The organism is Flavobacteriales bacterium (assembly GCA_019694795.1).
Lineage (GTDB): Bacteria > Bacteroidota > Bacteroidia > Flavobacteriales_D > UBA2798 > UBA2798.
Window position 1 is genome coordinate 1 of record JAIBBF010000026.1, and the last position, 26,758, is coordinate 26,758.

Here is a 26,758-nt window from a genome sequence, read left to right on the forward strand (position 1 = left end):
GAAATAAAGAGCATGCGAATGACAGTGTAAAATTTTATCACCATTACCGCGAGGACCTGGCATTGATGCGAAGTATGCATATCCGGAATTTTCGTTTTTCATTATCCTGGCCAAGAATTATTCCACACGGAACGGGGAAAATAAATGTAAACGGAATTGATTTTTATAACCGGCTCATTGACCAATGCCTTGAAATGGGAATTGAACCCTGGGTGACACTTTACCACTGGGATTTGCCTCACCATTTGGAATTAAAAGGGGGCTGGACCAATCGCGATATCATACACTGGTTTGCCGATTATGCCGAAACTTGTGCTTCTCATTTCGGAGATCGTATAAAAAAATGGATGGTGCTGAATGAACCAATGGTCTTTACTGGCGCCGGATATTTTATGGGTGTTCATGCTCCTGGTAAAAGAGGATTAAGCAACTTTTTAAAAGCTATGCACCATGCCGTATTGGTTCAGGGTATTAGTCCCGAAATTATCCGTTACCATGTTCCCGATGCAGAAATAGGGACCACCTTTTCCTGTTCGCATTTGAGTCCGCATTCCGAATCCCTGGCTGATCTGGAAGCGCTTAAACGGGCAGACGTGTTATTAAACCGTCTATTTCTGGAACCGATGCTTGGACTTGAATACCCCATTGCCGATTTCCGCGCATTGGAACGCGTGCATGATTTTATGGGGCCACGCGATGAATTACTGATGCAGGGAAAATATGATTTTATCGGAATTCAAAATTACACCCGCGAAGTGGTGCAGTCGGCCTGGTATATTCCCTATCTAAAAGCCCGTTTAATCAGTGCCAAAAAAAGAAATGTGCATCACACCCAAATGAACTGGGAAGTTTATCCGGAAGCGATTTATGAAATGATTAAGAAGTATTCTTCTTATCCGGGTGAAAAAAAAATATATATCACCGAAAATGGAGCGGCTTTTCATGATGTAGTGCAAAACGGACGAATTCACGATTTGAATCGCACCAATTATCTCCAAAGTTATTTGCAACAGGTTTTAAGAGCGAAAAACGAAGGATATCCCGTTAGCGGATATTTTGTTTGGTCCTTTACCGATAATTACGAATGGGCAGAAGGATACACTCCAAAATTTGGTATTGTGCATGTGGATTTAAAAACCCAAAAGCGGATTGTAAAAGATTCTGGTTTGTGGTATAAATCCTTTTTACAAAATGAGGGAATACAAACGAAACGCAAAGCAGGAAATCAACATTGATTTACCATATTACAAAATCGAGAATTAAATTATCGGAACGGGTGGTAGGTTTTTGTTTTCCGTTGCTTAATTGAATCACCTTTTCATAGGTGTATTTCCTCAATTCCGAAACGCTCATTTTTTTATCATAATTTAAATCCGCTTTAAAATCACTCGAAGCACTCAATAGGCAATAGGTAAATAATCCATTTTTCCATTCATTACTTTCCATCGAAAACTCGGCTCCTCCCGATGAAGAAATAATTACAGCGCCCGTTTCATTTTTAACATCAGCAAATAGAACCTGCATCATTTCAAAGGTATTGGATAATCCAAATACTTCTTTCTGCCTCACCCCTGCTCCAACTGATCTGAATTTTACGTCGTTGCTGATTTCAACTTCTGCCTTGGTCTCTTTTTCTACTTCATCTTTATCCAATTCACCACTGTGACAGGTATCCATAATCAACAATTTGCGCTGCGATGGAATCCCTGAAAATAATTGTTCGATTTCCGAATAGGAAACACCCGTTCCCGAAGGATTATCGAAATTCATATCGGATGTACCGAAATAATAATCGAATTTATCATCTAAAACACCGTGTCCGGCCATAAAAACAATGACCAAATCTTCGGGTCCTGCCTGAGAAATATATTCTTTTATTCCCAAAACAGATGTACGGGTGACCTCCTTATCGAGTAATATTTTAGAGTGGACTTTCACATAATTTTCAGATTGCACTCCAATTTTTGCCGCTACATCTTTTGCATCTTTGGCTGCATATTTTAAATCGAAACGATCGTCGTTGTAGTCGGATACGCCAATACAAACGATAAACAATTCTCGTTTCACCTCCGATAACTCACACACCACGGAAAATTCTTCAATTAAGGACTCCGCTCCTTTTTCGTTCATGCAGGAAATGCTGATTTGGTTGGCACCCGAAATCAACCGGATTTCAGTCTCCATATCTATACTTCCACTGGAGGATTTGCTTAAATCATAACCGGTGGAACCATACATGGGCACACCATTTACCTGAACATGCAAGCGATCCAGTTTGTAGCGTTGATCGCGCATTTTAACCTTAACTTTAAGAAGGGGTTCTTTAACAACTAAAGGTATAGTTGATTGATCAAGCGAAATTTCCGGCGCATGAAAATCTGCCGCAAAATTTTCTTCATTGTAATTCAGCCGTTTTAACCTTTTCTCATATATATAACGAAATGCATTCGCCAAATTGGGAGGAGTTTTTCCTATACGGGAAGCAATGATGTCGGGCCTGTTCAAGCGCAAATCAAATTGCTCAAATGGATAAATTTTATCGTCCACCCTAAAGCTGACCGCCTGCAATGCTTCTTTGGATGCTGTGTAATAATGATCGGGAGTTACTATAATGTGATCGCTTACATTGGCGCAAATCAGTGATGCCACTTCGGTGCATTTATTAATATCCCAAAGTTTTACCATTCCGTCATCGGAGCAGGAAAAAATGAAATTTCCATCCTTCTCCACAATTACTTTATTGATCTGACCGGTTGGATTTTCAAATTTACAAATGGCTGTTCCGCTTTTTACGTCCCATATCCGAATCGAATTATCAATGGGCGATACCACATTATTCCCCGCACCACTCACCAGGTATTTTCCGTCGGAAGAAAAGTTGAGTGTGGTCACAATGTTTTCATGTCCTTTCCATTGCTTGATTAAACTATGTTTATCGGCATCCCAAATACCAATGGTTTTATCCCATGAAGCCGTAGCTAGAATTTTTCCGTCGGGACTATACTCCACATCATTCACCAGGACTTCATGTCCCACCATTTGCGCAATTTCTTTTCCGGATTTCAAATCCCAAATACGGACGGTATTATCCAGTCCACATGTAGCAATTTTGCTTCCATCAGGATGGAAACTGCTCGCATAAATTCCACCGGCGTGTCCGGTTAAACGCGCCACCATTTTTCCGTTGCGTATATCCCATACTTTTAATATTCCCAAAAAGCCGCCACCCGCTACATAATTTCCATCTTTAGAAAAACTCAAATTCTGAATCAATTCCATTTCCGTATCAAGTCGGTGAATCACTTCACCTGTATTGGGGTTATACACTCTCAGATCAATCTGATTACCCATACAAACCAATTTCTCTCCATCGGGAGAAAATTCTACCGGAAAAAAACCGTCAATTTTTCGTTCAATGCGCAAGGCAGAAATATTCCAGAGTTTAATGGAAATATCATCTGCAGCAGTAGCCAAAAATTTTCCCTTCTGATCATAAGCCATACTTAAAATCCGGTTCCCGCGGGCTTTAAATAGTTTTAGCTCATTTCCTGTTTTGGCATCTACATAGTGGACCTGTTTCCATTCCGGATAAGCAAGAATGTCCTCAGTGGGGTGACTCGCCAATGAGGTAATTCCCATGACTGTTTTACCAATGGATTTTAATTTTTTTCCGGATTTAAAATCCCAGATCACCAAATCGCGGTTATGATCCACAGAAAACATGCGGTCATCTTTGCGCGAGAAACTAATATCCACCATTCTTATTTTATGTTCTTTCAATACATGCAGCACATTCCATTTCTCCAACGAAAAAACGCGAATATGATTATCGTCGAATCCTGCTGCAAGGTATTTACCGGTTCTGTCAATCACCAATGGGGTGGCACAATACATGTATTCTTTAAACAAAGGAAAACTTCTCAGTGTTTTTCCGCTGTTAAGATCAAACTCCAATAAATTCCCTAAATGATCGAGAATATATGCTTTGGTGCCGGATAAATCCACACAAAATCGTGTAGGTGAAATTTCTAATGTGTAGTCCTTTTCAATTTTACCTGTAAACGGATCTGTTATCACCAGGTGATTGCTGTTGGAGGAATAAAGTAATTTTTTCCCTCCCATGCAGTACTCAAAATTGCTGTAAGTAGCCTCTACATCGAGGAGTGAAGAATACAATTGTCCGTTTACGGGATTCCAGGTTCTTAGCTGACCATTGTAATTGAGTCCGCTCAAACATTTTCCATCGGGAGAAAAAGCCACTTTTACAATGCGACCATCGTTTCCGGACAAAGTCCTCATTTCACGAGCCGTGCGTACGTCCCAAATTTTGATGTTTTTGTCGTTTCCACCTGTAACCAAAAACTGTCCATTCGGTGAAAAACTGATGCAGTTAATCTGATCGGTATGTCCGGCAGTAACCACCACTTCAGGTTTTTGGGCAATTCCCTGCAAAGAAATCAACAGGAAAAACAGCGATTGCAAAATTGAATTTTTCATCATGGTTAAAAATAGTGATTTCCATCTCACGGGAATCTTTTCTTGCTAACTTCGTGCCATGTCAGCAAAAGAGTTGTCGGTACTGCTCAAAAAGGAAATTGCGTTGGAATTGCGGAATAAAGTCGCCATTTCCGGTATTTTGCTCTATGTGATCAGTACCGTTTTTGTCTGTTACTTATCCTTTCGGAGACTGGATGATCCCCTGGTATGGAATACGCTTTTCTGGGTTATATTACTTTTTTCGGCCGTTAACACCATTTCGAAAAGTTTCCATACCGAAACCAGAAACCGGCTATTATACCTTTATACCCTATCATCACCGGCAGCGGTGATACTGAGTAAAATGCTTTATAATATTTTATTGATGGGCCTGACTTCATTGGTCACCCTCCTGGTCTACTCCACACTTTTAGGCTCGGTTCCTCTCGAAGGCTCCAATGTTGGGATGTATATTGTAGCCCTCTTATTGGGATGTTCAGGGTTTTCGGGTATTTTCACGATGATTGCCGCTATTTCTGCCCGCACCGGAAATAACCTGGGCATTATGGCCATTTTAGGTTTTCCCCTAATTCTTCCTTTGCTGGTAACGCTTATTGAGCTGTCCGGCATCGCCCTGAGGGGATTAACCTGGGAATATGGCTTTACGGCCATAAGTATTTTGGCGGGAATTAATGTGCTTGTTGTTGCACTCTCTTATTTGTTATTTCCTTACCTTTGGCGCGAATAATTTATTTGGAATCGGGAATGAAAAACTGGTGGAAATTGGCTTCTGTGTTATTGTTGATGTATGTCATCGTCATGAGCCTGTTAACTCCTCTTGGTCCTGGAATTTCTTCGGTATCGCAAGAGAAATTGCATATGGGAAAAAACGATTCCATTTCAATTTACGGGTATAACACCGATTTTACGGTAAGCTCGAAGGGACTTGAACAACCGGTTGTCTGGTTGGAAATCGGAGCATTCAATCTTCAGGCTGATACGATTCGGGTCATCAGCAAAAATGAAATCAGTGCAGATTTTTCTATACCCTATAATCTTCCTTCCAAATCTCAAACATTACATGTTCAGTATGCACAGGGACATTATGTGCTCCCCAATGCATTCCGTTGCGAAGAAGCGGGTAAGGATAATATTGAGCACGACGATTGTGAAGTAAAAAATCCGCAATACCTCAATAATGGAATGGTATTTCCCAATCGTGAAATTTTAGGAGAGACCATTCGCAATTTAATGTTTCATGTACCCATGTGGTTCACCATGATGTTGCTGATGACGATTTCGGTAATTAATAGCATCCGTTATCTGTCCGGTTTTAATCCCCGTTACGATCTCATTGCTAAAGAAGCAGTAAAAGCCGGATTATTATTCGGGATTTTAGGTCTTGCAACCGGTTCTTTATGGGCCAGATTTACCTGGGGACACTGGTGGGTGAGCGATACCAAATTAAACGGTGCAGCCATAACAACCTTGATCTACATGGCTTATCTCATTTTAAGAGGTTCAGTGGGTGAAGAACAAAATCAGGCACGTGTATCGGCGGTGTACAACATTTTTGCATTCATGATTCTGGTCGTAATGCTCATGATTTTACCCCGAATTACCGACTCCCTCCACCCGGGCAACGGCGGTAATCCTGCTTTTAGTCAGTACGACCTCGACAGCAAACTACGGATGGTATTTTATCCCGCCGTGTTGGGATGGATTGGTATTGGATATTGGATATTTCAAATCCGGAAACGCATTGCTGTTCTCGGTGAAAAAACGCAAGAACTATGAAAACATTATTAGCCGTTCTCATGTTGTTATTATCGAATCTTGCCATGGCTGCAGGTGCAGATACTTCAATGCATGAACAAGGAAAAATAAAAGTGGTAATTGGAGTAGTTGCCATCATTTTTATTGGCATCGTCGTTTACCTGTTTATGCTCGACCGCAAGATTTCGAAAATTGAAAAAGATATAAACGAAAAGTAAGATGAAAAAGACACACATCATCGGACTCATCGTCATTGCCATTGCTATCGGAGTTATCATCACCTCGCTGAGTGGCGCAAGTACCTATGCCAACTTTACGGAAGCATTTGGTAATCCCGGAAAAAAATACACCGTGGTTGGCGAATTAGATCATGAACAGGAAATTACTTCCGAACCCTTGAAATGTACATTTTACATTAAGGACAAAGAAAATGTTGTAAAAAAAGTAGTTTACAACCAACCAAAACCAAAGGACTTTGAACGTTCGGAAAGTGTGGTTTTAACAGGCAGCGTGGAAGGTGATGTGTTTTATGCTTCTGAGATATCATTAAAATGTCCTTCGAAGTACAACGATTTGAATAAAAAACAGTGAGTCAATATTCGGGTGAACACTTAATTCCCGGTGTGCTGGGAAATGCTTTTGTTGCATTAACATTTGCAGCTGCTGCTTTATCGGTTTTTGCATATGCTATGGCATTTTTCCAAAAAGGAGATAGCTCTTTGCATTGGAAAAAATTAGGCCGGAAATCATTTTTCATTTCTTCCATTGCTTCCTTCATTTTTATCGGTATTATGTTTTATCTGCTTACCATGCAGTATTTCGAATACCATTACGTGTGGGAGCAAATCAACAGTAAAATGTCGTTTAAATACATCCTGGTTGCATTCTGGGGTGGACAATCCGGTAGTTTTATGCTCTGGATTTTCTGGCATGCGGTAATCGGTTTGTTTTTATTAAAAAAGGAACGTCACTGGGAAACAGAAGTGATGGGCATTTTTGCTCTGGTAATGATGTTTCTTTCTTCCATGTTACTGGGCATTTATATTGGCGATTATCGTTTAGGATCAAATCCATTCAGATTACAGCGTGATGTAGTAGACGGATTCGGTACTATTTGGAGTTTAATTCCAGATTACCTGCAGCTCGATCCCCGATTTGAAAACGGGAAAGGATTAAATCCACTGTTACAGAATTACTGGATGATTATTCATCCACCAACTTTATTCTTAGGATTTGCATTAACATTAGTCCCATTTGCATATGCTGCTGCCGGTTTATTAAGAAAATCGTATCAGGACTGGATTAAGCCGGCATTACCCTGGACATTCGTCGGCATTCTCGTTTTAGGAGTAGGAATATTAATGGGTGGAGCATGGGCCTATGAATCGCTCAGCTTTGGTGGCTTTTGGGCCTGGGATCCGGTAGAAAACGCATCACTCGTGCCCTGGTTAACCTTGGTAGGAGCCGGTCACCTTATGCTTGTAAATAAAAATCATCAGCGTTCGCTTTATTCTGCATTTTTCTTTTCACTCATTTCCTTCATCCTCATTCTCTACTCTACGTTTTTAACCCGAAGCGGGGTGTTGGGAGATACATCTGTTCACTCATTCACAGGTGATGGAATGTTGGGACAATTGCTGGCATACCTCGTATTTTTCATTTGGTTTTCATTCATGCTGTTGCTGGTCGACAAAAAAGCAAGAATTCGATTTACACTGATCAGTATTGTATTAACCATAACCGGATTTATGGTTGACCTCAATGCAATACTCACGCAAAGCGGCGATTTTATTTTAACCTGGAGAGGCTTAATTTTATTAATTGCGTTTACGTTCACTACCGTTTTCCTTATCAATAATTACCTGCTTCATTTCCCCAGAGAGAAAAAAGAAGAAGAATTGTGGTCGAGAGAATTCTGGATGTTTATCGGATCGCTGGTTTTAATATTGTCGGGATTACAGATCACCTTTTCTACTTCCATTCCGGTTATCAATTTATTGTTCGACACCAAAATGCAATTGGTAGAACAGGCAGCGCGCAATGAAGAATTTAACCGCTGGCAAACTCCTTTTGCTATTATCATTGCTATTTTGGTAGCATTCACTCAATTTTTAAAATACAAGAACACCGACTTTACCGAATTCATAAAGAAAATTGCTGTATCATTAGGAATATCTCTGGTATTAACCTTCGTGTTAGGGTTTATTTTTCAATTTAGTCATTACCGCTATCTGATTTTATTACTGGCATCACTCTTTACCGTAATTGCCAATTTCGATTACTGGATTCGCTTTTTAAAAGGAAAACTCAATCATGCCGGTCCCTCCATTGCTCACATTGGTTTTGGAATTTTACTCCTGGGCGCTTTGATTTCGCAGAATAAACAACAAGTCATTTCCGAAACCACATTTGGATATAATCTTTCCATGCTTGGAAAAGAAATGAGTAACAACAGCGATGTTCAGATTTTCAGAGGAGACACCACCGAAATGAAAGAATATTTCGTGAGCTATTCCGATAAAGTTCTGGATGGACATTTTCTCCGTTTCAACATTGATTATTTCGGTAAGGAAGCGGCCCAATATAAAATTGGCGACCGCATGAAATTTGAAGACAATGTTTATACATGTAAAACCGAACACACCTCGCAAAATAATTTTCAGGCAGAATTAAAAAACTGGGAAATGATTTCCGATGCCACTGTGGATGATTATTTCAAAGCTAAACCCTGGTCGGCATTTCAACCTTCGGAAAAACTCTATACACTGCAACCATTTGTGCAATTGAACGACATGAGCAATGTGGCAGAACCCGGTACAAAACATTTCTTCGATCACGATGTGTTTACACATATAAAATACGCCGATTTAAATCCGGGTAATCAAAGCGCAGAAATGCCTCCTTACGAATTAAAAGGTAAAGAAGGAGATACGATCGGAAATCCGGGATTTATTGTCCGCATTTTATCCATAGAAGGTATTAAGCAAAAAGATAATGCCAGTTTCGGTCTCGACAGCAGCGATCTTGGTGCTGTGGTGCATTTAATGATTAACGATATCTGGGATGTCAACCTCAAATACGGAATTCCTGTAGATCCGATTTTTGTTGTAAAAAACAATATGGAATTTACATCAAAACCCGTTTTTGTTTCTCAGATCAATACCACCTTTAACGTAAAAAACATTGCACCAAAAAAATCAGAGGAAGCACATGTTCACGAGCCGGGCGACACAACACATGTACATGAAGCAGAACCAGTGAACAGCGACAGCACGAAAGTGAAAAACGGATTTATGATGGGTGAATCTGAAATTACGATTGAAGTCACCACCCCCGAATTTATCGTGATGCACGCTATTCGCTTTCCATGGATTATGATTCTTTGGCTGGGATGTATTATTATGGCTTTAGGAACAGGAATGGCCGTTTATCACCGCGTGAAAAGGGCCTGATCACCACCAGCTAAAATATTCGAAGCCAATATAGATTCCATCTTCACGTTCTTCGAGGGGATAAACCTCCACATAAAGGCCTGCACCTCTTCCGTTTTTTAAATCGAATCCGTAGCGGTGCCAGGGACAAACCACTTTCCCATCTTCAACACATCCGCCCGCAGAAAAAGATTTTCCCTGGTGGGGACATTTATCTCTCACAGCAAAAAATTCCGTTCCATTTCTGGCAATGCAAATATTCGTGCTGTTCAGGTAATAATGCTTCAGACCCGAATCAGGGATCTGATCCATCAATACCGATTTGGAATTGACCAGTTTATACCAACGGATTTTTGTTTTAAACATCACTCTAAAAATACTTCCTTCAGTCGATTTTCCTAGTATATTTAAGCCTCAAATTAAAAACAGATGAAAAATATTTCAGTGATTGGCGCAGGAACTATGGGTAATGGTATTGCGCATGTATTTGCACAATTTGGTTTTAAAGTAAACCTGGTAGATGTTTCGGAAGAAGCACTAAAAAAAGCAATAGGCACCATTGGAAAAAATCTGGATCGTCAGGTTGCAAAAGGTAGTTTGTCGGAAGCCGATAAAAACTCAACCTTATCCAATATTACTACTTATACCGATTTAAAATCAGGAATCAGTGATGCTGATTTAGTGGTTGAAGCCGCTACAGAAAATGTTGATTTAAAACTCAAAATTTTCCGTGATATGGATGCCTTTGCTCCAGCTAATGCCATTCTTGCAAGCAACACCTCCTCTATCTCCATTACTAAAATTGCAGCAGTAACCAAACGTCCCGAAAAAGTAATCGGAATGCACTTTATGAATCCGGTTCCTGTTATGAAATTGGTAGAAGTTATCCGCGGTTATGCCACAAGTGATGAAGTTACGCATACGATTATGGAGATGTCGAAAAAACTTTCGAAAGTTCCGGTGGAAGTGAATGATTATCCCGGTTTCGTAGCCAATAAAATTTTAATGCCAATGATCAATGAAGCCATTATTACACTATGGCAGGGAACAGCAGGCGTTGAAGAAATTGATACCGTAATGAAATTAGGAATGGCTCATCCGATGGGTCCTCTGCAATTAGCCGATTTTATCGGTTTGGATGTATGTCTTTCTATTCTTAAAGTGTTGCAGGATGGATTCGGCGACCCAAAATATGCCCCATGTCCGCTATTGGTCAACATGGTAACCGCTGGTAAACTCGGAGTGAAATCCGGAGAAGGATTTTATTCGTGGACGCATGGAACTAAGGATTTAGTTGTTGCCGATAATTTTAAAAAGAAAGTAACCGCATAAATAATAAGCCATCTTCGGGATGGCTTATTTTTGCTATGAAAAAATCGGGTATTTGTCCAAAATGTGGAAGTCAAAATATCTTGACCAACAAAGGCGTGAGTAAACGCGGCGAACGATCTTCCATGGCCGTTAGCTCCTTTACATCACTGTTTATTGAAGTGTATATGTGTACCGATTGTGGATTTTTTGAAGAATACATTGATGAAGCCGACCTCAGAAACCCGAAGAAGTTGGAAAAGCTCAATGCTGAATTCAAAAAACCAAAAAAATAATAAAGGCCGCGACAGCGGCCTTTTTCATAATCATACATTCAGTTTAATGCTGATCACATTCCTTTGTAATAGCGCTAATTTTTTTCATCATCTCATGATCATGTCCATATTTTTGTTCAATTTCATCTTCATATTTTTCCCGCTCATCTTTTGCTTTATCTTTTTCTTCTGCTGAAGTTGCCGAATGAACCTTAGCATTCATTTCGCACCACTTTTTTGAAATCGATTCCGCAGTTTCAGCTCCACATGAACTTAACATGAATAATGCAATAACAAGGGTATAAATTCCATTTTTCATTAGCTGATTGTTTAGGTTTACCTTAAATTTAAAAAAAAAAGGATTCATGATCAAATTGATTCTTGTTCGTCATGCGAAATCATCCTGGAACGATCTGCAACTTGCAGATGTGGATCGTCCGCTCAATGATCGAGGTAAAAAAAACGCTCCATTGATGGCCGAGGTTTTAAAATCGAAAAAGATTCTTCCAGATATCATTTATTGCAGCAAAGCAAAACGCTCCCGTTCAACCGCCAAACGAATGGCAAATGTTCTTTTTAAGGATGAAAAAGCCTTCGAAGTGATACCTGAAATTTACGAAGCTGAAATAATGACCTTGCTTCATATCGTGAACCGCTTTCAGGATAAATACAAAACGATTATGCTTATTGGACATAATCCGGGCCTGACTGAATTCCTGAATTACCTCACTGAAGCAGGAATCGGAAATATTCCTACTACCGGTGTTGCAGAAATCCATTTCCCCTTTCAGCACTGGAAAGAAATTTCGCGCGATACCGGCAATTTGGTGTATTTCGACTACCCAAAGAATTACCCGTCCTGAGTTTCCTAAAGCAGGATTCCTTATTTTTGCCGCATGCGTATCGATATTCTCACCGTGTTGCCTTCTTTATTGGAAAGCCCTTTTTCAGATTCTATTTTAAAAAGAGCTCAAACCAAAGGACTGGTTGAAGTGCATGTTCACAACATCCGTGATTATTCTACCAATAAACATAAGTCGGTGGACGATTACCAATTTGGAGGAGGAGCCGGAATGGTATTGATGATTGAACCCATTGCAGCTTGTATCGATCAATTGAAAGCAGAGAGAACCTACGATCAGATTATTTATACTACACCCGACGGAACCACTTTCAATCAAAAAATAGCCAATCAATTATCACTTGGTGAAAACATTTTGATTATTTGTGGTCACTATAAAGGAATTGATCAACGGTTAAGAGACGAATACGTCACCATGGAACTCTCCATTGGCGATTATGTACTCAGTGGCGGAGAACTTGCCGCAGCGGTGATTTCTGATGCTGTTATTCGATTAATACCCGGTGTACTTGGCGATGAAACTTCTGCCTTAACCGATAGCTTTCAGGACGACCTGCTTGCGCCTCCGGTTTATACGCGACCGGAAGAATGGCGTGGACGAACAGTGCCGGCTGTATTAATGAGCGGTAATCATAAGGATATTGAAAACTGGCGACTCGAAGAAGCGATCAAGCGCACAAAAGAACGTCGGCCAGATCTTCTGAATGATTAACAATTCTTAACCAAATCTCAATACTAAAAAAGCAGAATTGCGTTTGATTGAAAAAATATCAAATGGCTTATTTGTTTAACTCCTATCGCCTTCTATTCTTATCCCTTTTTTCTATTGGATTACTTTTTTTTAGAATAGAAATTTCTGGTCAGTTCACCTTCCTGTTTTTGCTTTGGAATCTCTTTCTGGCATGGATTCCATTATGGATATCCCGGTATTTTATCAGGCAGAAAAAAATTCAATCACCTATTTTCAGTCTTTTTGTTATGACTTCCTGGTTATTGTTTTTACCCAATGCTCCGTATATACTCACCGATTTTCTGCATTTACACCAGCGATACGGAGTCCCCATGTGGTTCGATATCATGTTGATTTTTAGTTTTGCCTTAACCGGAATTTTCATTTACATCGAAACATGTAATGATGTATTTGCCTTTATAAAAAATAAAATTCCCTCTTCTATTTTTTGGATGCTTAGTCCCCTACTCTCTTTTTTAGTTGCATTCGGAATTTACCTGGGTCGATTTTTACGCTGGAATAGCTGGGATATTCTTCAAGACACATTGGGTTTGACATTTGATGTCCTGCATCGTTTTGTGCACCCCGAAATGCATCCGCGCACATGGGGAATTACACTCATATTAGGTAGTTTGCTTTGGCTATTGTATGCCATACAGCAACAGAACAAAGAAAAATCGGTTTCTTTATACGAGAATTAGTCCTGGAATATGAAAGCAATTTTTCTTCCATTAATCGTGCTCAGCGGTGTGTTGAGTTTGAATTTTTCAAGTCCACCGAATAAAAAACAACCTGAAGGAAAAATTGAATTCAGAAAAAATTTAGATCATCCCTTTTTTCATGAATACAAATGGGATTATCCCTGGTACGTAATTCCCAATGACGATGGTACTTTCGAAAACACTTTGGGCGATTCGATCAGCAAAGAAGACACTTTACATTTAACGCATACTGCCGCATCGGTTTCGACTCACCAGGGTGAACATAACATTCGCTATTGTTTTGCTCAAAAAAAAGGGAAGGAAATTTTGCTCCATTTCGAAGATGGACTTCCGGCTTACGGTACTACGTATTTCATTAGGATAAACGGAAAAAAATTCACTTCCGAAATGAGTGTGAATTATATTTTCCCTACCGAACATCTTAACATCATCACACGCCCTATTCATCAACAACTTATTCTTGATCCCAATTCCATCCGCCAAGGCGATAGTATTCGTGGAATTTTCGATTTAACTTTTGAAGAAACGCATTGGGAAAAGGGTCGACCAATCTATTCCGACACCTCAAAATTTAGCGGTGTATTTAAAGCAAAAATGGAGTGAACATGAAAAAAAATCACAACCGGATTTCCAGCTTTAGATTTGCATGGAAAGGAATCGTTTCAACATGGAAAACCGAGCCCAACTTTAAAATTCATTTTATCTTATTGGCTCTGACAATAACTGCAGGATTTCTGTTTCATATCAATTCCACCGAATGGATAATGATTGTGATGGTTGCTACCAGTGTTTTGGCAATGGAAATAATGAATACCGCCATTGAAACACTTACCGATTTGGAATCACCTGAATATCATGCCTTGGCCGGAAAAACAAAAGACCTGTCGGCTGCTGCAGTTTTGGTGTTTACCATTGGAGCAGCGCTGACAGGTCTGTTCATTTTTGTACCGAAAATTTATTCGCTCTTGTTTTCCTGATGGGGATTGTATCCGCAACGTGATAATTTTTTCTTGAACTTCTCACGTTCCTCTTCCGACATCCCCTCCATTTTGCGGTGCATTTTTTCTTTCCAGTATTGGTGTCGACCACCGGAGTGACATTGATTTCCGCAGCATTTTCCGCCATGGCCACCTTTCATTCCTCCAAATAAAATCTTGGATAAAACAAGAAGACCTAATGACTCAGCAAAGCAGATTTCGCGCAATCCGAATATGGAAGGCATCAACCAGTTCCACAATAACATTACAACTCCACCTAGCGCTGTAATACCAATTGCAACAAGAACTGCAATTTTTATTCCTTTCAAAATATAATACCTTTTCATACTACACTATTTAGTTCTACAATTCATCATATAAATCCTTCAATCGGTTTCGTAAATGCAAAACAGCATATCGTTTTCTCGAAAGAAGTGTATTAACTCCTGCACCGGTGATTTCTGCAATTTCATTGAAGCTTTTGTCCTCGAGTTCATGCATAACAAAAACCTCTCGTTGTTCATCAGGCAATTCATCCAATGCTTCCATTACAGCCTCCATAATTAAATCATTGGTCATTACCGATTCGCCATCTTCACTATCACCTCTCAATAAATCCGAAAGAAAAAGAGAATCACCATCATCATCACGGTGCACCGCAATGCTTTCGAGCGAATCCGGACGTTTCTTTCGGTATCCGTCTGTGATTTTATTACGCGCAACTGTAAACAACCAGGAGGTTAATTGCTCAACAGGTTTCATCAAACGGTACGTCTCTACCAATTGGAAAAATACATCTTGTAAAATGTCTTCAGCTTCTTCATCATTGCGCACGCGGTCGCGAATGAAACGGAATAATCGTTTCCGTTCCTTTTTTACCGCTGCATCAATTTCATGATTTTGCTGTTCGGTCATTTCCAGTGCTATGTTTTCCGGCATGGTCATCTGAACTAACAGACGAACTCATGCGGTACGATATTTTAAAATTGAGTAAAAAAATATTAACCTCGTTAAATCCAGGAGTTTAGCGTTTCAAAATCGGGCAATTCCGCCATAAATCCGGGTTTTGCGCCTTCCGATACGCGTGCAAATACCTGCATCTTTCCATTCGTTAACAAAAGAAAGGGCACTTTTAATTTCATGTTATAAATCCAAACCTGATCAAAAACAGATTGGTCAATCACTACATCCGGAGCCTTACATTCCACGATCATCATCGGCTGATGCTCCTTCGAAAAATAGATCACATCGCAACGGCGATTTAAACCGTTTAATTCAATACCCGCCTCTACCGAAGTTAATCCCGCAGGGAAACCTTTTTCCTTTTGTAAGTAGGTTAAAACATGCTGACGAATCCATTCTTCGGGACTCAGCACAACCCATTTCTTACGGAATTCATCAAATATTTGTGGCTTAGCTCCTTCTGTGTTAATTTTGAAGGAATAAGCAGGATAAATCATTTCTTCTGCCATACTTGCGCTAAATTACGTTAAACATGAAAACAAAACCCGAAATAGTAGAAAACTGGTTACCCCGGTATACAGGGACACCAACTGATCAGTTTGGTAAATATATTTTGCTGACCAATTTTAACAACTACGTAAACATGTTCGCCAAGAAAATGAGCGTGGATGTAATGGGTCAGGATAAAGCCATGCCCAATGCCACCAAAGGTGATATTTCCATCATCAATTTTGGAATGGGAAGCGCCAATGCGGCAACCATTATGGATTTGCTGACTGCAGTACAACCAAAAGCAGTTTTATTTCTGGGTAAATGTGGTGGACTAAAAAAGAAAAATAACATCGGAGATCTAATTCTTCCCATTGCAGCTGTGCGGGGCGAAGGAACCTCAGGCGATTATTTTCCACCGGAAGTCCCTGCCCTACCAGCCTTCCAATTACAAAGAGCTGTATCTTCTACCATTCGCGAGCATGATAAGGATTACTGGACCGGTACAGTATATACCACCAACCGGAGAGTATGGGAACATGATGAGGCCTTTAAAGATTATCTGCGTAAACTGAGGGTGATGGCCATCGACATGGAAACTGCAACCTTGTTTATTACAGGATTTGCCAACAAAATTCCAACCGGCGCCTTATTGCTTGTTTCCGACCAACCCATGATTCCTGAGGGAGTTAAAACGGAAGAAAGTGATAAAATTGTGACCACCAATTTTGTCGATAAACACCTTGAAATTGGTATTGATTCACTCTATGAGTTGATTAATTTCGGGCGTTCTATTAAACACCTCCGCTTCGAATGAGTAAAAAAACATCGGTTGATCAGTTTGATGAGATCATGCGTGATCTTAAAAACAGGATTTATCATCCGGTCTATTTCCTATGCGGAGAAGAGCCCTATTACATCGATCAGATTGCAGATTTCATTGAGGAAAATGTACTGAATGAAATGGAAAGGGAATTTAACCAAACCGTAGTTTACGGTCAGGATATTTCCGAAGGCGATTTAGTGGCCACCTGCAAACGCTACCCGATGATGTCGGAATACCAGGTAGTGATTGTTAAGGAAGCACAAAACATGAAAAAAATTGAGGAAATGAAAGCTTACGTGGAGAATCCTGTGAGTTCCACTATCCTCGTTTTCTGTTATAAATACAAAACGGTTGATCGCCGTAAAGAATTCGGAAAAATGCTCGATAAAAAATCGGTGTATTATGTTTCCGAAAAAATTAAAGATTACAAACTGGCCGAATGGATCGAAAAGTTTGTGAAAAGCCAGAAAATGAAAATATCTCCGAGATCCGCCGCTTTATTGGCAGAATTTCTTGGAAACGATTTGGCTAAAATCAGCAATGAAATCGGTAAACTGAAAATCCTCCTCCCGGAAGGAACCGAAATTAATGATGATGTAATTCAACAGAATATCGGGATTTCGAAAGACTACAATATATTCGAATTGCAAACTGCACTTGGTGAAAAAGACATTTTAAAATCGAACCGGATCCTAAATTATTTCGCCGCAAATAAAAAATCTCATCCTATACAAATGACAATTCCGTCCTTGTATGGGTTTTTCACCAAAATTCTACGTTATCACATGGTGGCTAATTTACCGGCCAAAGAAATTGCAGCTGAATTAGGAGTGCATGAATTTTTTGTGCGTGATTATGCCCGCTATGCAAAAACCTATAGTCCCGGTAAACTCCTTAAAATAACCGAATACCTTTTAGAAGCCGATCTAAAAAGTAAAGGGGTAAACACCACCGAAAGTGACGATGAAGAAATTATGAAAGAATTATTCTACAAAATTCTACACTGATACCGCTCAATGAAAATTTTTATTAGCTCCTGCATTTTATTCTTTTCCCTAACTGCCATTGCGCAAAATACGCCTTGTATTCTCGATTTGGGTGATGGTAACTGTCTCGTAAAAGTGAATGAGGATTATGGAATGAAGAAAAAAAACAAATTCATTATTCCGGCATTTTTCGACACCATCATTCCTATGGAATACCACCACTATATGGCTTATCAGAATGGAAGAAAAGGAGTTTTCGATAAAAAAGGGAGAATGATTGTTCCGGTAAGTTATACCGATGTTATTCCCCTATCACTCGAAAAAGATTTGTTTGAAGTGATTGGCACCGGAATGAGATCGGTAATTACTTCTCCTGCTGTTAACAAAGTAAAAAATTACAGAAAGGTGAACGATCTATTATTGGTTTCTGCATTTGAAGTCAGCATCATCGAGTATTTAGCTATTGCTGAATTTGCCAAAACCAACGAGAAATACAAGGACCTCCCTTCCACTTATTTTATTCCTGACACCAATGCGATGTCGGAAAAAACCAGAGGACCTATTCGTTATTTCCTGAACAACGATGGAAAAAAATACAATGAAAGTTATTCATTCGATTTTGCAAGTTTGTCCTTTAGAGTAGCAGTACCGTTTAGCGACAATATTCTGCTTGATAAAAAAGCTATGCAGGCGCTGGATTATCCAATAACTGGAATTACCTATGAACAAGCCATTACTTTTTGTAAAATAAAATCTGAATTGTTTAATCAGGAATTAAATCCATTCGAAAACGAAAACATTTCCTTCCGCTTTCGACTCCCCCGTTTATTCGAATGGGAGGAATTTGCTACATCCGGATTACCCAATGAGGAAATGAAAAAAAGAGCAGCAATGGATAGTCTGAACAGCAAAGGCTGTCAGTTATTTCATTATCAATTTTCATTCACCTGTGAAAGCATCCAAAGCTTCGAAAAAAAGCTTGGTCCCGGCTTATCCCTGGTGCAGGATTATTATCCGAATTCAGATGGGATCAATCAACTTTTCGGAAACGTTGCGGAAATGATTGAAGAAAAGGGGTATGCCAAAGGAGGCAGTTATCTGCACTATGCAAAAGATGCAGAAGTAAAAATGCAATTGACCTATAAAAAACCGGAACCCTGGTTGGGATTTCGTCCGGTTTTAGAATATTTTGTAACACAATGACACCTCCATTTCCATCCGAGCTCGACGAAAAATACTTCGAGGGCGAAAACCTGATTGCCGAACGTCGTTTTGCAGATGCTGCTCAACTCTTCAGAGAAATTATTGCAGAAGCACCCGACCATTGGCGTGCGCACCATCATTTAGCATGGATTTTAGAAAATAAATATTCAAGCTTTCTGGAAGCCAAACGTCACTACGAAATTTGTCTCCAACTCGCACCGGAATTTCCGCAAGCTTATTACGATTATGCTGTTTTGTTATCGCGACTCAATCTGGAAATTGAGCTGGAAAAAGTATTAGCAGCAGCTATGCAGGTTCCGGGTATGGACAAAGCCGTCATCTACAACGAATGGGGGATTTTCTTCGAAAACAAATCCGACTATTTGCAGGCTATTGCTCATTATAAAAATGCATTGCGTTATTCGTTCAGCAACCAGATGGTTGAAACCTATCGTTCATCCATCGATCGGTGTAAAATAAAAATGCAAATTCTTACAGAGGAATGACCAAAAAAGAAAAAGCGCAATTTGTAATGGACCAATTGGAGCATTTCTATCCAAGGCCCGCAGTTCCGCTTGATCATAAAGATGCTTATACATTACTGGTTGCTGTTTTACTTTCCGCACAATGCACCGATGTAAGAGTTAACCAGGTTACGCCACATTTATTCCACCTTGCCGATAGTCCCCAATCCATGGTAAAGTTATCGGTGGACCAAATCCGGGAAATCATAAAACCTTGCGGACTATCCCCTGCAAAATCGAAAGCTATTCATCGTCTGTCAGAAATCCTATTGGAGAAATACAAAGGAAAGGTGCCGGATAAAATGGAATTGCTGGAGGAACTTCCTGGGGTTGGACATAAAACAGCTTCGGTGGTTATGTGTCAGGCTTTTGATCAACCTGCATTTCCAGTGGATACCCATATTCATCGTTTAATTTACCGCTGGGGATTAAGTAATGGTAAAAATGTGGAGCAAACCGAAAAAGATTGCAAACGCCTTTTCCCAATAGAGAAATGGAATAAACTTCATTTACAAATTATTTATTTCGGCAGAGAATATTGTCCGGCAAGAGGACACCAGGCTGAAGATTGTCCCATTTGTTCCGTTATTGGACGTAAAGAATTATTCCGATGAGCATTGAAAATATAGTTATCATTTCCATTCCGGTTGCGGTTCTGGTTTTAATTGTGGTTTATTCTTCCAGAAACAGCAAGGATGTTCAGTTGGAGGAGTCGGACCCTGAGGATGAAAAATTATTTGATCCTTTAACCGGCAGAGAAATCAGTTTCGAGGAAGCGGAAAATGGTATTGCCGTTTCGGAAGAAGATGAAAAGAAAGTATTGGATGCAATTGAATTTGAAGAGCTCGATAATAACACCATTGAAAAACTAGATCCCAATGAATAATTTGAGGGACTCATTAGATCAGGATGAATTCACTCCGGAAGAATTGTTCGAAGGTTTATCGCTTTCTGAAATTCGTAAAATTTTAACCGGGCGGGGACTTAAAGAGGATGAGATCAGGAAAAAAATTGAAGCGATCGACGATTACCGGATCGATGAGGAATACCGGAAATTACATTTCAAAAAAATAAATCAGTCATTACTCATTGGCAAAATCCTAATGGGAATGGGCCTGGTTTCATTTATTCCACTCTACCTGGGATTCATTATTTCAGCGGATAAAGGTCTTCAATTGTTTTCTGCATTTTTATTTGGTGCGGGTTATTTCATTTATCGCAGAGGAAAAAAACTAAGCAAACAACGCGTTCCCAGTTTCAAAGATCATGTAAGGAAATCCTTTGCCGATATACAACGGCTATAAAAAGAAAAACCGCCCCCCATCTCTGAGGTAGCGGTTCCTTCGATCGATAAATTTCAGTTTAGAACGGTAAGAATTCTGTTTTCACCTTGCTGATGCACTTCCAGTGAACGGGAGTAATTCAGAATACGATGAACAAGGTTTACAGGAGCTTTCTCAAGTGGAGGAATTTCCTCCTTTTCGGTTTGGAAAAACTCATTTTCTTCATTCAGGATGTCGGAAATACGATTTTCTAGAGTAGAGATTTGCTTCATAGGCTTTAAAGGCGTTTCAATAAAAACGTGACTTTATCACCCATATTGCACAAACCAAAAAATTAATCCAGCGCAATCGATTTTTCTTCAACCATCCGTCTCAAATTGATTAAAGCATAACGCATACGGCCCAATGCAGTATTGATGCTCACATTGGTGGCCTCAGCTATTTCTTTGAAGCTCATATCCGAGAAGTGACGCATCATCACCACTTCACGCTGCTCGTCGGGTAAATATTCTACGAGGCGACGAACATCCTTCAGGATTTGGTCTGTAATTAACTTATCCTGAACATTTTCATCATAAACCCGCAGGCTTCCGAAAATATCATGGTCCTCATTTTTAGGTTCAACCGTAGGCATCTTGGCGCTTCTACGGAAGGTGTCGATAATCAGGTTATGCGAAATCCGCATTACCCATGGGAGAAACTTGCCCTCCTCATTGTATTTCCCTGATTTTAAAGTGTTGACAATCTTAACGAAGGTATCCTGAAAGATATCTTCGGCTAACTGACGATCCTTCACCATATATACGATGTAAGAAAATACACGGTCGGAATGGCGAGACATTAAAACCTCAAAGGCTTTCTCATTTCCGTTTTGATATTCGCGAACAAGCTGGGTGTCGCCAAGAACATGAATAGACATAAACTCTCCCTTTTTAAACAGTAAACTGAATTTTTAGAGTAGAATTTATCCTATAGGCGATCGTTTTGTTTTAAGTGAGACGAGCAAAATGTTGAATAGTTACTCGCTGTTGAACCAAATTTAAATAAAAAATAAATCCATACCAAAGAATTACCTGAACGCCGGTAATTATTGATTAAAGGGTAAAATTGACTGATTAAACGGTATTACTGGAGCGGCTGCTGGTTGATGATCATCTGCATAAAAGCTTCATAATCGAGCGAATCGATTGATTTTAAGCGGACTTTTGCATCCCGTACAAAATTGGTATCCTTCACTTCAGCAACCACTTTATTGTACCACTCTTTAGCTTCCCCTCGTTGGTTTAATTCGGCATCGAGGGTAAATGCGAGCAGGTACTTCACAACATCCATTCGCGGGTAATCGGGATATTCATTGATGATTTTTTTGTAGCATTCTTCCTTTACCGAAGGTTTGTTAATGGCCGTTGCTACATCAGCAGCTTTCATCAAATAGTCAGGAGCCTCCTTGGTTTTGGGATATAAACCGGCAAAATCTTTATACATGGCAATCATTTTCTCTGCGCTCTCTTTATTAAGCGTTGAATTAGCTCCAAAAAGGCTATCCTCCATTTGTTTGATATCGGCCTTAAGCGAAGCTTCGGTAACTTCTTTCTTTTCTTCGCTGTTATTGTTTCCGCCACAGGCCACAAGAACAATCAGCAATAAGGTGTAAACTACTTTTTTCATGGGTAATTATCGTTTTGGAAATTTCATTTTATAACGCACATCAACATCACCAATGGTGATTTCTTCCAGCTTGCGCTTTAATAGTCTTCTGCGCAGTGGCGAGATTTTTTCAGTGAAAAGAATTCCTTCTAAATGATCATATTCATGCTGAATAATTCGGGCAGCATATCCATCATAACTTTCTTCATGAAAATTAAAGTTCTCATCGTAGTAGGAAATTTTTAAGTTTTCCTGACGAAACACTTCTTCCCTGATTCCCGGAATGCTCAAACAACCTTCATTAAAACCCCATTCCTCGCCGCTTTCATCCTCAATAATCGGATTGATAAATACTTTTTTAAAATCTTTTAAATGTTCAGTCCCTTCTTCCTCATCCTCCGCAAAAGGAGAAGCATCCACCACAAACAAACGAATCGATTTCCCCACCTGCGGAGCGGCTAATCCTACTCCACTTGCATTGTACATGGTTTCAAACATATCCGCAATAAATTCCTTTAACTTCGGATAATCCTCATCAATTTCCTCAGCCACTTTCTTTAAAACCGGATCCCCGTAGGCTACTATCGGTAATACCATAAATCAAATTTGAAGTGCAAATTTAACAATCCATTTCCATGAACAGTTCATGATTGGATAACTTTCGCGTTTTCGGTCAAAATTTATTAGGCAACTGCTCGTTTGTCTGTTATTTTTACATCCGTAATACCTGTTTACAATGAATATTCGTGCTAACGACCCCAACCGGAAATCATGGGTAAATGTTCCTGCCCATAGCGATTTTCCGATTCAAAATCTGCCCTTCGGCGTGTTTTCCACCGAACATCACGGTCCGCGTGTAGGTGTGGCTATCGGAAATAAAATTCTTGATCTGAAAGCGATGCATGTGCTGGGTTATTTCCCAAATCAGCCTTTTGCACAGAATGATCTGGATGCTGATTGTTTGAACAAAATGATGATGCATGGAAAAAAAGCTATTCGCGAATTCCGTAATCGAATTTCCGATATCCTCGAAATCAATAATGGAGAGTTAAGAGATAATCAGCATCATGTCGACCAGGTTTTAATTAATCAGGCAGATGCCAAATTATTATTACCGGTTCGTATTGGAGATTATACCGATTTCTACTCCAGTATCGATCATGCCACCAACATTGGTAAAATGATCCGCGATCCGCAAAATGCGTTAATGCCGAATTGGCGACATATCCCTGTTGGTTACCACGGACGCTCCAGCTCTATTATTCCATCGGGAATAAATATTCACCGCCCCAAAGGTCAATCGAAAGCTCCGGATGCTGAATTACCCGGATTCGGTCCCTGCAAATTGCTCGATTTCGAACTCGAAACGGGTTTCTTTACGTTTCAGGGAAAAGCCTTAGGTCAATCCATCTCCACTGCCGAAGCCGATGATTACATTTTCGGAATGGTATTGCTGAACGATTGGTCGGCCCGCGATATTCAAACCTGGGAGTATGTTCCACTGGGTCCCTTCCTGGCCAAAAACTTTGCTTCCAGCATATCACCATGGGTGGTGACATTAGACGCTCTGGAACCTTTCCGTGTTGCGGGAATGAAACAAGAACCTGCGGTACTACCCTACTTGCAATACAGCGGAGAAAAAAATATCGATATTCAACTGGATGTCATCATTGAAACCGCAGATGGCACTGAAAATCCGGTTTCCCATTCCAACAATAAATTCATGTATTGGAATATCGAGCAGCAATTGGCTCACCATACGGTGAATGGATGTAACGTGAATTGTGGCGATTTTATGGGATCAGGAACCATTAGCGGACCAGAACGTGAATCGTTTGGATCCATGATGGAAATAACCTGGAAAGGAACCAATCCCGTTAAAATGAAAGACGGATCAGAACGCAAATTCATTAATGATGGCGACACCGTGATTATGCGGGGTCATTGCGAAAAAGACGGCGTTCGAATAGGTTTCGGCGAAGTACGCACAAAAGTTTTACCGGCCATTTAATTTGCAGTGCAATGGTGATTGATTACGAAAAGGAGAAACAGGAAATTTTAAATGCCTATCGGGGATTGTTACGTGCGTGTAAAAACTCCCGCGATAAAGCAGATACCAATACCATTCGTAAAGCATTTAACATTGCGGTTGAGGCCCATAAAAACATGCGCCGCAAATCGGGTGAACCCTATATTTTTCATCCGATTGCAGTAGCCAGAATCTGCGCCGAAGAAATTGGATTAGGAACCACCTCCATTGTTTCCGCTCTTTTGCACGATACCGTAGAAGATACGGATCTTACATTGGAGGAAGTTGAAAATATGTTCGGAAAAAAAGTGGCCCGGATTATTGATGGTCTCACTAAAATTACCGGCTTTGTTGACAATACAGAATCCATTCAGGCAGAAAATTTCCGTAAGGTATTGCTCACGTTGGCCGATGATGTACGGGTGATTCTCATCAAGCTGGCCGATCGCTTGCACAATATGCGTACGCTGGATTCGATGAGCAAGGAGAAACAATTAAAAATCGCTTCTGAAACCGAATACCTTTATGCTCCACTTGCCCATCGGTTGGGATTAAATGCCATAAAAACAGAATTAGAAGACCTTTCCCTTAAGTTTCGTGAACCAACAGTGTATTTCGATATTTTAAATCGTTTACAAAAAACACAGGCTGTTAGGAATCGTTTCATTTCGCAATTTGTATTGCCGATTAAGCGACAACTGGATAAGGAAGATTTTAAATACACCATCAAAAGCAGAACCAAATCCGTTTTTTCGATTTGGAAAAAAATTCATCAGAAGAATGTTCCCTTCGATGAAATCTATGATTTGTTTGCCATCCGTATTATTCTTGAAAGCGATGCCGATAAAGAAAAATCGGAATGCTGGAGAGTCTATTCCATTGTAACCGATTATTACCAACCCAGTCCGGATCGTCTGCGCGATTGGATCAGTACACCGAAAGGAAATGGATACGAATCTCTTCACACCACGGTGATGAGTCCGACCGGAAAATGGGTGGAGGTTCAAATCCGAACTACCCGCATGGATGAGATTGCTGAACGTGGATATGCGGCACACTGGAAGTACAAGGAAAACAACAATGCCGAAAGTGGTTTGGATATGTGGCTCAATAATATTCGCGAGCTGCTCGAAAATCCGCAATCGAATGCGTTGGATTTTCTCGATGAATTTAAATTGAATTTATTTTCCGAAGAGATATTTGTATTTACTCCAAAAGGTGAATTAAAATCCCTTCCATCAGGAGCAACGGCGCTCGATTTTGCTTTCGATATACACTCGAAAATTGGTGAACATTGCATTGGTGCGAAAGTCAATAATAAATTGGTCCCATTAAGTCACCAACTCAAAAGTGGCGATCAGATTGAGGTAATCACTTCCAAAAAACAACGACCGAAAGAAGATTGGCTGAAGTTTGTTTTTACTGCCAGGGCCAAACAGAAAATTAAAGATGCCTTAAAAGAAGAACGAAAAGAAGTTGCCCGGGAAGGAAAAGAATCGCTTCGAAAAAAATTCGAGCAAATGGGTGTTTTGGTCAATGACAAAAACATAAAAAAAGTGGAAGATTTTTTCCATGCCGCCAATAATACAGATCTCTTTTTCCGGATCGCAAAAGGGAGTATTGACCTCTCCAAACTAAAAGAATTTGAGGTAAAAAATGGCGAACTCCATTTATTCCAGAGTAGTCCCGAAAAACCGGTTACTATCGAGGAATTAATGCAACAAACCAATGGTAAACCGGTATCGAACGATTTGCTGGTGCTTGCCGATGGACTCAAAGAAATCGATTACAAATTATCGCCCTGCTGTAATCCTATTCCGGGTGATGATGTGTTTGGATTTATAACCGTTAACGAAGGAATTAAAATTCACCGCGTTTCCTGCCCCAATGCCGTTCAGCTGATGTCGAATTACGGCTACCGGATTGTAAAAGCAAGATGGAAAAGTCAGGAAGCCATTGAATTCCTTGCCGGGGTTCATTTTAAGGGAATTGATGATGTGGGACTGGTAAATAAAATCACCTCCGTTATTTCAAAGGAATTGAATATCAATATGAGGTCCATTTCATTTGAAAGTCACGACGGCATCTTTGAAGGTAAGGTGTTCCTGTATGTGCACGACACACATCACCTCGACCGTTTGATTCAAAATCTGAGGCAGGTAAATGGCGTACAATCCGTTATTCGCGTGGATAATCAGTGATTCACATTTCGTCTTTTTCTGTTGAAAACTCCCTGATTGCCTGCCTTCCT

32 protein-coding genes are annotated in these 26,758 nt (G+C 40.0%); 22 read left to right on the forward strand and 10 right to left on the reverse strand.

All coding sequences use genetic code 11. From position 1 onward, the window contains the following. Window positions 1–1,235 (forward strand): family 1 glycosylhydrolase (locus tag K1X56_09220; protein ID MBX7094890.1); only part of this gene is annotated, 1,235 nt, incomplete at its 5' end. Between the two features lies 1 nt (window position 1,236). Here the strand turns inward: K1X56_09220 and K1X56_09225 are convergent. Then, a complete protein-coding gene (locus tag K1X56_09225; GenBank protein ID MBX7094891.1) occupies window positions 1,237–4,497 on the reverse strand; it encodes a caspase family protein in 3,261 nt (1,086 codons plus the stop codon). Window positions 4,498–4,555: 58 nt separating this feature from the next. Between K1X56_09225 and K1X56_09230 the strand changes: the two genes are divergently transcribed. From K1X56_09230 to ccsA, 5 genes are read left to right on the forward strand one after another with little or no spacing between them, the layout of a single operon-like run. Further along, window positions 4,556–5,224 (forward strand): heme exporter protein CcmB, encoded by a 669-nt coding sequence (locus K1X56_09230; protein MBX7094892.1) that lies wholly within the window; start codon window positions 4,556–4,558, stop codon window positions 5,222–5,224. Continuing rightward, window positions 5,212–6,273: a cytochrome c biogenesis protein gene (locus tag K1X56_09235; protein ID MBX7094893.1), complete on the forward strand. Its 1,062-nt coding sequence runs from the start codon at window positions 5,212–5,214 to the stop codon at window positions 6,271–6,273. Before K1X56_09230 ends, K1X56_09235 begins: the two co-directional genes overlap by 13 nt. Beyond that, window positions 6,270–6,470: a CcmD family protein gene (locus K1X56_09240; protein ID MBX7094894.1), complete on the forward strand. Its 201-nt coding sequence runs from the start codon at window positions 6,270–6,272 to the stop codon at window positions 6,468–6,470. Before K1X56_09235 ends, K1X56_09240 begins: the two co-directional genes overlap by 4 nt. Before the next feature lies 1 nt (window position 6,471). After that, window positions 6,472–6,843: a cytochrome c maturation protein CcmE gene (locus K1X56_09245; protein MBX7094895.1), complete on the forward strand. Its 372-nt coding sequence runs from the start codon at window positions 6,472–6,474 to the stop codon at window positions 6,841–6,843. Beyond that, entirely contained in the window at window positions 6,840–9,704 is a 2,865-nt protein-coding gene (ccsA, locus tag K1X56_09250; protein ID MBX7094896.1) for a cytochrome c biogenesis protein CcsA, read from the forward strand. Before K1X56_09245 ends, ccsA begins: the two co-directional genes overlap by 4 nt. Here the strand turns inward: ccsA and K1X56_09255 are convergent, their stop codons facing one another. Further along, a complete protein-coding gene (locus K1X56_09255) occupies window positions 9,705–10,049 on the reverse strand; it encodes a Rieske 2Fe-2S domain-containing protein (protein MBX7094897.1) in 345 nt (114 codons plus the stop codon). 63 nt (window positions 10,050–10,112) lie between these two features. Between K1X56_09255 and K1X56_09260 the strand changes: the two genes are divergently transcribed. Together K1X56_09260 and K1X56_09265 are read left to right on the forward strand one after the other, a co-directional pair. Next, on the forward strand, window positions 10,113–11,015 hold the full coding sequence (locus tag K1X56_09260) for a 3-hydroxybutyryl-CoA dehydrogenase (GenBank protein MBX7094898.1): 903 nt from the start codon (window positions 10,113–10,115) through the stop codon (window positions 11,013–11,015). A gap of 35 nt (window positions 11,016–11,050) precedes the next feature. After that, entirely contained in the window at window positions 11,051–11,287 is a 237-nt protein-coding gene (locus K1X56_09265; protein ID MBX7094899.1) for a hypothetical protein, read from the forward strand. Window positions 11,288–11,330: 43 nt separating this feature from the next. Here K1X56_09265 and K1X56_09270 read toward each other — a convergent pair whose 3' ends face one another. Further along, window positions 11,331–11,585 (reverse strand): hypothetical protein, encoded by a 255-nt coding sequence (locus K1X56_09270; GenBank protein MBX7094900.1) that lies wholly within the window; start codon window positions 11,583–11,585, stop codon window positions 11,331–11,333. Between the two features lie 46 nt (window positions 11,586–11,631). Here K1X56_09270 and K1X56_09275 point away from each other — a divergent pair, with 46 nt between their 5' ends. Genes K1X56_09275 through K1X56_09295 form a run of 5 tightly spaced genes read left to right on the forward strand, consistent with a single transcriptional unit; the run spans window position 11,632 to window position 14,557 of the window. After that, window positions 11,632–12,129, forward strand: coding sequence for a histidine phosphatase family protein (locus K1X56_09275; protein MBX7094901.1), 498 nt, complete (start codon window positions 11,632–11,634; stop codon window positions 12,127–12,129). A 33-nt stretch (window positions 12,130–12,162) separates the two neighbouring features. Next, a complete protein-coding gene (trmD, locus tag K1X56_09280) occupies window positions 12,163–12,840 on the forward strand; it encodes a tRNA (guanosine(37)-N1)-methyltransferase TrmD (GenBank protein MBX7094902.1) in 678 nt (225 codons plus the stop codon). Between the two features lie 47 nt (window positions 12,841–12,887). Beyond that, window positions 12,888–13,559 (forward strand): DUF1361 domain-containing protein, encoded by a 672-nt coding sequence (locus tag K1X56_09285; protein ID MBX7094903.1) that lies wholly within the window; start codon window positions 12,888–12,890, stop codon window positions 13,557–13,559. Between the two features lie 9 nt (window positions 13,560–13,568). Then, window positions 13,569–14,183 carry a hypothetical protein gene (locus tag K1X56_09290; protein MBX7094904.1) on the forward strand — a complete coding sequence of 205 codons (615 nt, stop codon included), beginning with the start codon at window positions 13,569–13,571 and terminating at the stop codon, window positions 14,181–14,183. A 2-nt stretch (window positions 14,184–14,185) separates the two neighbouring features. Then, the gene (locus K1X56_09295) at window positions 14,186–14,557 is read left to right on the forward strand and encodes a diacylglycerol kinase family protein (protein MBX7094905.1); all 372 of its coding nucleotides are present in this window, start codon (window positions 14,186–14,188) and stop codon (window positions 14,555–14,557) included. Here K1X56_09295 and K1X56_09300 read toward each other — a convergent pair. The 3 genes from K1X56_09300 to K1X56_09310 all read right to left on the reverse strand — a co-directional run bounded on the left by K1X56_09300 (window position 14,536) and on the right by K1X56_09310 (window position 16,029). Next, window positions 14,536–14,904 carry a hypothetical protein gene (locus K1X56_09300; protein MBX7094906.1) on the reverse strand — a complete coding sequence of 123 codons (369 nt, stop codon included), beginning with the start codon at window positions 14,902–14,904 and terminating at the stop codon, window positions 14,536–14,538. The genes K1X56_09295 and K1X56_09300 overlap by 22 nt on opposite strands. A 16-nt stretch (window positions 14,905–14,920) precedes the next feature. Next, the gene (locus tag K1X56_09305) at window positions 14,921–15,496 is read right to left on the reverse strand and encodes a sigma-70 family RNA polymerase sigma factor (protein ID MBX7094907.1); all 576 of its coding nucleotides are present in this window, start codon (window positions 15,494–15,496) and stop codon (window positions 14,921–14,923) included. 71 nt (window positions 15,497–15,567) lie between these two features. Continuing rightward, the gene (locus K1X56_09310; GenBank protein ID MBX7094908.1) at window positions 15,568–16,029 is read right to left on the reverse strand and encodes a type I restriction enzyme HsdR N-terminal domain-containing protein; all 462 of its coding nucleotides are present in this window, start codon (window positions 16,027–16,029) and stop codon (window positions 15,568–15,570) included. A gap of 23 nt (window positions 16,030–16,052) precedes the next feature. Between K1X56_09310 and K1X56_09315 the strand changes: the two genes are divergently transcribed. Genes K1X56_09315 through K1X56_09345 form a run of 7 tightly spaced genes read left to right on the forward strand, consistent with a single transcriptional unit; the run spans window position 16,053 to window position 20,852 of the window. Then, the gene (locus K1X56_09315) at window positions 16,053–16,826 is read left to right on the forward strand and encodes an AMP nucleosidase (protein ID MBX7094909.1); all 774 of its coding nucleotides are present in this window, start codon (window positions 16,053–16,055) and stop codon (window positions 16,824–16,826) included. Window positions 16,827–16,861: 35 nt separating this feature from the next. Then, the gene (gene holA / locus K1X56_09320) at window positions 16,862–17,842 is read left to right on the forward strand and encodes a DNA polymerase III subunit delta (GenBank protein MBX7094910.1); all 981 of its coding nucleotides are present in this window, start codon (window positions 16,862–16,864) and stop codon (window positions 17,840–17,842) included. Between the two features lie 9 nt (window positions 17,843–17,851). Further along, window positions 17,852–19,024 carry an SUMF1/EgtB/PvdO family nonheme iron enzyme gene (locus K1X56_09325; GenBank protein ID MBX7094911.1) on the forward strand — a complete coding sequence of 391 codons (1,173 nt, stop codon included), beginning with the start codon at window positions 17,852–17,854 and terminating at the stop codon, window positions 19,022–19,024. After that, a complete protein-coding gene (locus tag K1X56_09330) occupies window positions 19,021–19,530 on the forward strand; it encodes a hypothetical protein (protein MBX7094912.1) in 510 nt (169 codons plus the stop codon). The genes K1X56_09325 and K1X56_09330 overlap by 4 nt, the downstream gene beginning before the upstream one ends. Continuing rightward, entirely contained in the window at window positions 19,527–20,162 is a 636-nt protein-coding gene (nth, locus tag K1X56_09335; protein ID MBX7094913.1) for an endonuclease III, read from the forward strand. Before K1X56_09330 ends, nth begins: the two co-directional genes overlap by 4 nt. Next, window positions 20,159–20,434, forward strand: coding sequence for a hypothetical protein (locus tag K1X56_09340; protein ID MBX7094914.1), 276 nt, complete (start codon window positions 20,159–20,161; stop codon window positions 20,432–20,434). Before nth ends, K1X56_09340 begins: the two co-directional genes overlap by 4 nt. Beyond that, on the forward strand, window positions 20,427–20,852 hold the full coding sequence (locus K1X56_09345) for a hypothetical protein (protein ID MBX7094915.1): 426 nt from the start codon (window positions 20,427–20,429) through the stop codon (window positions 20,850–20,852). The genes K1X56_09340 and K1X56_09345 overlap by 8 nt, the downstream gene beginning before the upstream one ends. 53 nt (window positions 20,853–20,905) lie before the next feature. Here the strand turns inward: K1X56_09345 and K1X56_09350 are convergent, their stop codons facing one another. The 4 genes from K1X56_09350 to def form a co-directional block, all read right to left on the reverse strand. Then, entirely contained in the window at window positions 20,906–21,103 is a 198-nt protein-coding gene (locus K1X56_09350; protein MBX7094916.1) for a hypothetical protein, read from the reverse strand. Between the two features lie 62 nt (window positions 21,104–21,165). Further along, window positions 21,166–21,750, reverse strand: a complete 585-nt coding sequence (locus tag K1X56_09355; protein ID MBX7094917.1) for a sigma-70 family RNA polymerase sigma factor — start codon at window positions 21,748–21,750, stop codon at window positions 21,166–21,168. 206 nt (window positions 21,751–21,956) lie between these two features. After that, a complete protein-coding gene (locus tag K1X56_09360) occupies window positions 21,957–22,499 on the reverse strand; it encodes a hypothetical protein (GenBank protein MBX7094918.1) in 543 nt (180 codons plus the stop codon). Window positions 22,500–22,505: 6 nt separating this feature from the next. After that, on the reverse strand, window positions 22,506–23,075 hold the full coding sequence (def, locus tag K1X56_09365; GenBank protein MBX7094919.1) for a peptide deformylase: 570 nt from the start codon (window positions 23,073–23,075) through the stop codon (window positions 22,506–22,508). 139 nt (window positions 23,076–23,214) lie between these two features. On the opposite strand from def, the gene fahA reads away from it, so the two are divergent. Next, window positions 23,215–24,489, forward strand: coding sequence for a fumarylacetoacetase (gene fahA, locus K1X56_09370; GenBank protein MBX7094920.1), 1,275 nt, complete (start codon window positions 23,215–23,217; stop codon window positions 24,487–24,489). A gap of 11 nt (window positions 24,490–24,500) precedes the next feature. Then, on the forward strand, window positions 24,501–26,708 hold the full coding sequence (locus K1X56_09375) for a bifunctional (p)ppGpp synthetase/guanosine-3',5'-bis(diphosphate) 3'-pyrophosphohydrolase (GenBank protein MBX7094921.1): 2,208 nt from the start codon (window positions 24,501–24,503) through the stop codon (window positions 26,706–26,708). Window positions 26,709–26,758 lie beyond the last annotated feature (50 nt).

What these genes read in the sequence shown, in the direction of transcription:
- K1X56_09225 (MBX7094891.1), bottom strand. Translation starts at nt 4,497, where the DNA reads ATGAAAAATTCAATTTTGCAATCGCTGTTTTTCCTGTTGATTTCTTTG.
- K1X56_09230 (MBX7094892.1), top strand. Translation starts at nt 4,556, where the DNA reads ATGTCAGCAAAAGAGTTGTCGGTACTGCTCAAAAAGGAAATTGCGTTG.
- K1X56_09240 (MBX7094894.1), top strand. Translation starts at nt 6,270, where the DNA reads ATGAAAACATTATTAGCCGTTCTCATGTTGTTATTATCGAATCTTGCC.
- K1X56_09245 (MBX7094895.1), top strand. Translation starts at nt 6,472, where the DNA reads ATGAAAAAGACACACATCATCGGACTCATCGTCATTGCCATTGCTATC.
- K1X56_09255 (MBX7094897.1), bottom strand. Translation starts at nt 10,049, where the DNA reads ATGTTTAAAACAAAAATCCGTTGGTATAAACTGGTCAATTCCAAATCG.
- K1X56_09260 (MBX7094898.1), top strand. Translation starts at nt 10,113, where the DNA reads ATGAAAAATATTTCAGTGATTGGCGCAGGAACTATGGGTAATGGTATT.
- K1X56_09265 (MBX7094899.1), top strand. Translation starts at nt 11,051, where the DNA reads ATGAAAAAATCGGGTATTTGTCCAAAATGTGGAAGTCAAAATATCTTG.
- K1X56_09270 (MBX7094900.1), bottom strand. Translation starts at nt 11,585, where the DNA reads ATGAAAAATGGAATTTATACCCTTGTTATTGCATTATTCATGTTAAGT.
- K1X56_09275 (MBX7094901.1), top strand. Translation starts at nt 11,632, where the DNA reads ATGATCAAATTGATTCTTGTTCGTCATGCGAAATCATCCTGGAACGAT.
- trmD (MBX7094902.1), top strand. Translation starts at nt 12,163, where the DNA reads ATGCGTATCGATATTCTCACCGTGTTGCCTTCTTTATTGGAAAGCCCT.
- K1X56_09290 (MBX7094904.1), top strand. Translation starts at nt 13,569, where the DNA reads ATGAAAGCAATTTTTCTTCCATTAATCGTGCTCAGCGGTGTGTTGAGT.
- K1X56_09295 (MBX7094905.1), top strand. Translation starts at nt 14,186, where the DNA reads ATGAAAAAAAATCACAACCGGATTTCCAGCTTTAGATTTGCATGGAAA.
- K1X56_09300 (MBX7094906.1), bottom strand. Translation starts at nt 14,904, where the DNA reads ATGAAAAGGTATTATATTTTGAAAGGAATAAAAATTGCAGTTCTTGTT.
- K1X56_09305 (MBX7094907.1), bottom strand. Translation starts at nt 15,496, where the DNA reads ATGCCGGAAAACATAGCACTGGAAATGACCGAACAGCAAAATCATGAA.
- K1X56_09310 (MBX7094908.1), bottom strand. Translation starts at nt 16,029, where the DNA reads ATGGCAGAAGAAATGATTTATCCTGCTTATTCCTTCAAAATTAACACA.
- K1X56_09315 (MBX7094909.1), top strand. Translation starts at nt 16,053, where the DNA reads ATGAAAACAAAACCCGAAATAGTAGAAAACTGGTTACCCCGGTATACA.
- holA (MBX7094910.1), top strand. Translation starts at nt 16,862, where the DNA reads ATGCGTGATCTTAAAAACAGGATTTATCATCCGGTCTATTTCCTATGC.
- K1X56_09325 (MBX7094911.1), top strand. Translation starts at nt 17,852, where the DNA reads ATGAAAATTTTTATTAGCTCCTGCATTTTATTCTTTTCCCTAACTGCC.
- K1X56_09330 (MBX7094912.1), top strand. Translation starts at nt 19,021, where the DNA reads ATGACACCTCCATTTCCATCCGAGCTCGACGAAAAATACTTCGAGGGC.
- nth (MBX7094913.1), top strand. Translation starts at nt 19,527, where the DNA reads ATGACCAAAAAAGAAAAAGCGCAATTTGTAATGGACCAATTGGAGCAT.
- K1X56_09340 (MBX7094914.1), top strand. Translation starts at nt 20,159, where the DNA reads ATGAGCATTGAAAATATAGTTATCATTTCCATTCCGGTTGCGGTTCTG.
- K1X56_09345 (MBX7094915.1), top strand. Translation starts at nt 20,427, where the DNA reads ATGAATAATTTGAGGGACTCATTAGATCAGGATGAATTCACTCCGGAA.
- K1X56_09350 (MBX7094916.1), bottom strand. Translation starts at nt 21,103, where the DNA reads ATGAAGCAAATCTCTACTCTAGAAAATCGTATTTCCGACATCCTGAAT.
- K1X56_09355 (MBX7094917.1), bottom strand. Translation starts at nt 21,750, where the DNA reads ATGTCTATTCATGTTCTTGGCGACACCCAGCTTGTTCGCGAATATCAA.
- K1X56_09360 (MBX7094918.1), bottom strand. Translation starts at nt 22,499, where the DNA reads ATGAAAAAAGTAGTTTACACCTTATTGCTGATTGTTCTTGTGGCCTGT.
- def (MBX7094919.1), bottom strand. Translation starts at nt 23,075, where the DNA reads ATGGTATTACCGATAGTAGCCTACGGGGATCCGGTTTTAAAGAAAGTG.
- fahA (MBX7094920.1), top strand. Translation starts at nt 23,215, where the DNA reads ATGAATATTCGTGCTAACGACCCCAACCGGAAATCATGGGTAAATGTT.
- K1X56_09375 (MBX7094921.1), top strand. Translation starts at nt 24,501, where the DNA reads ATGGTGATTGATTACGAAAAGGAGAAACAGGAAATTTTAAATGCCTAT.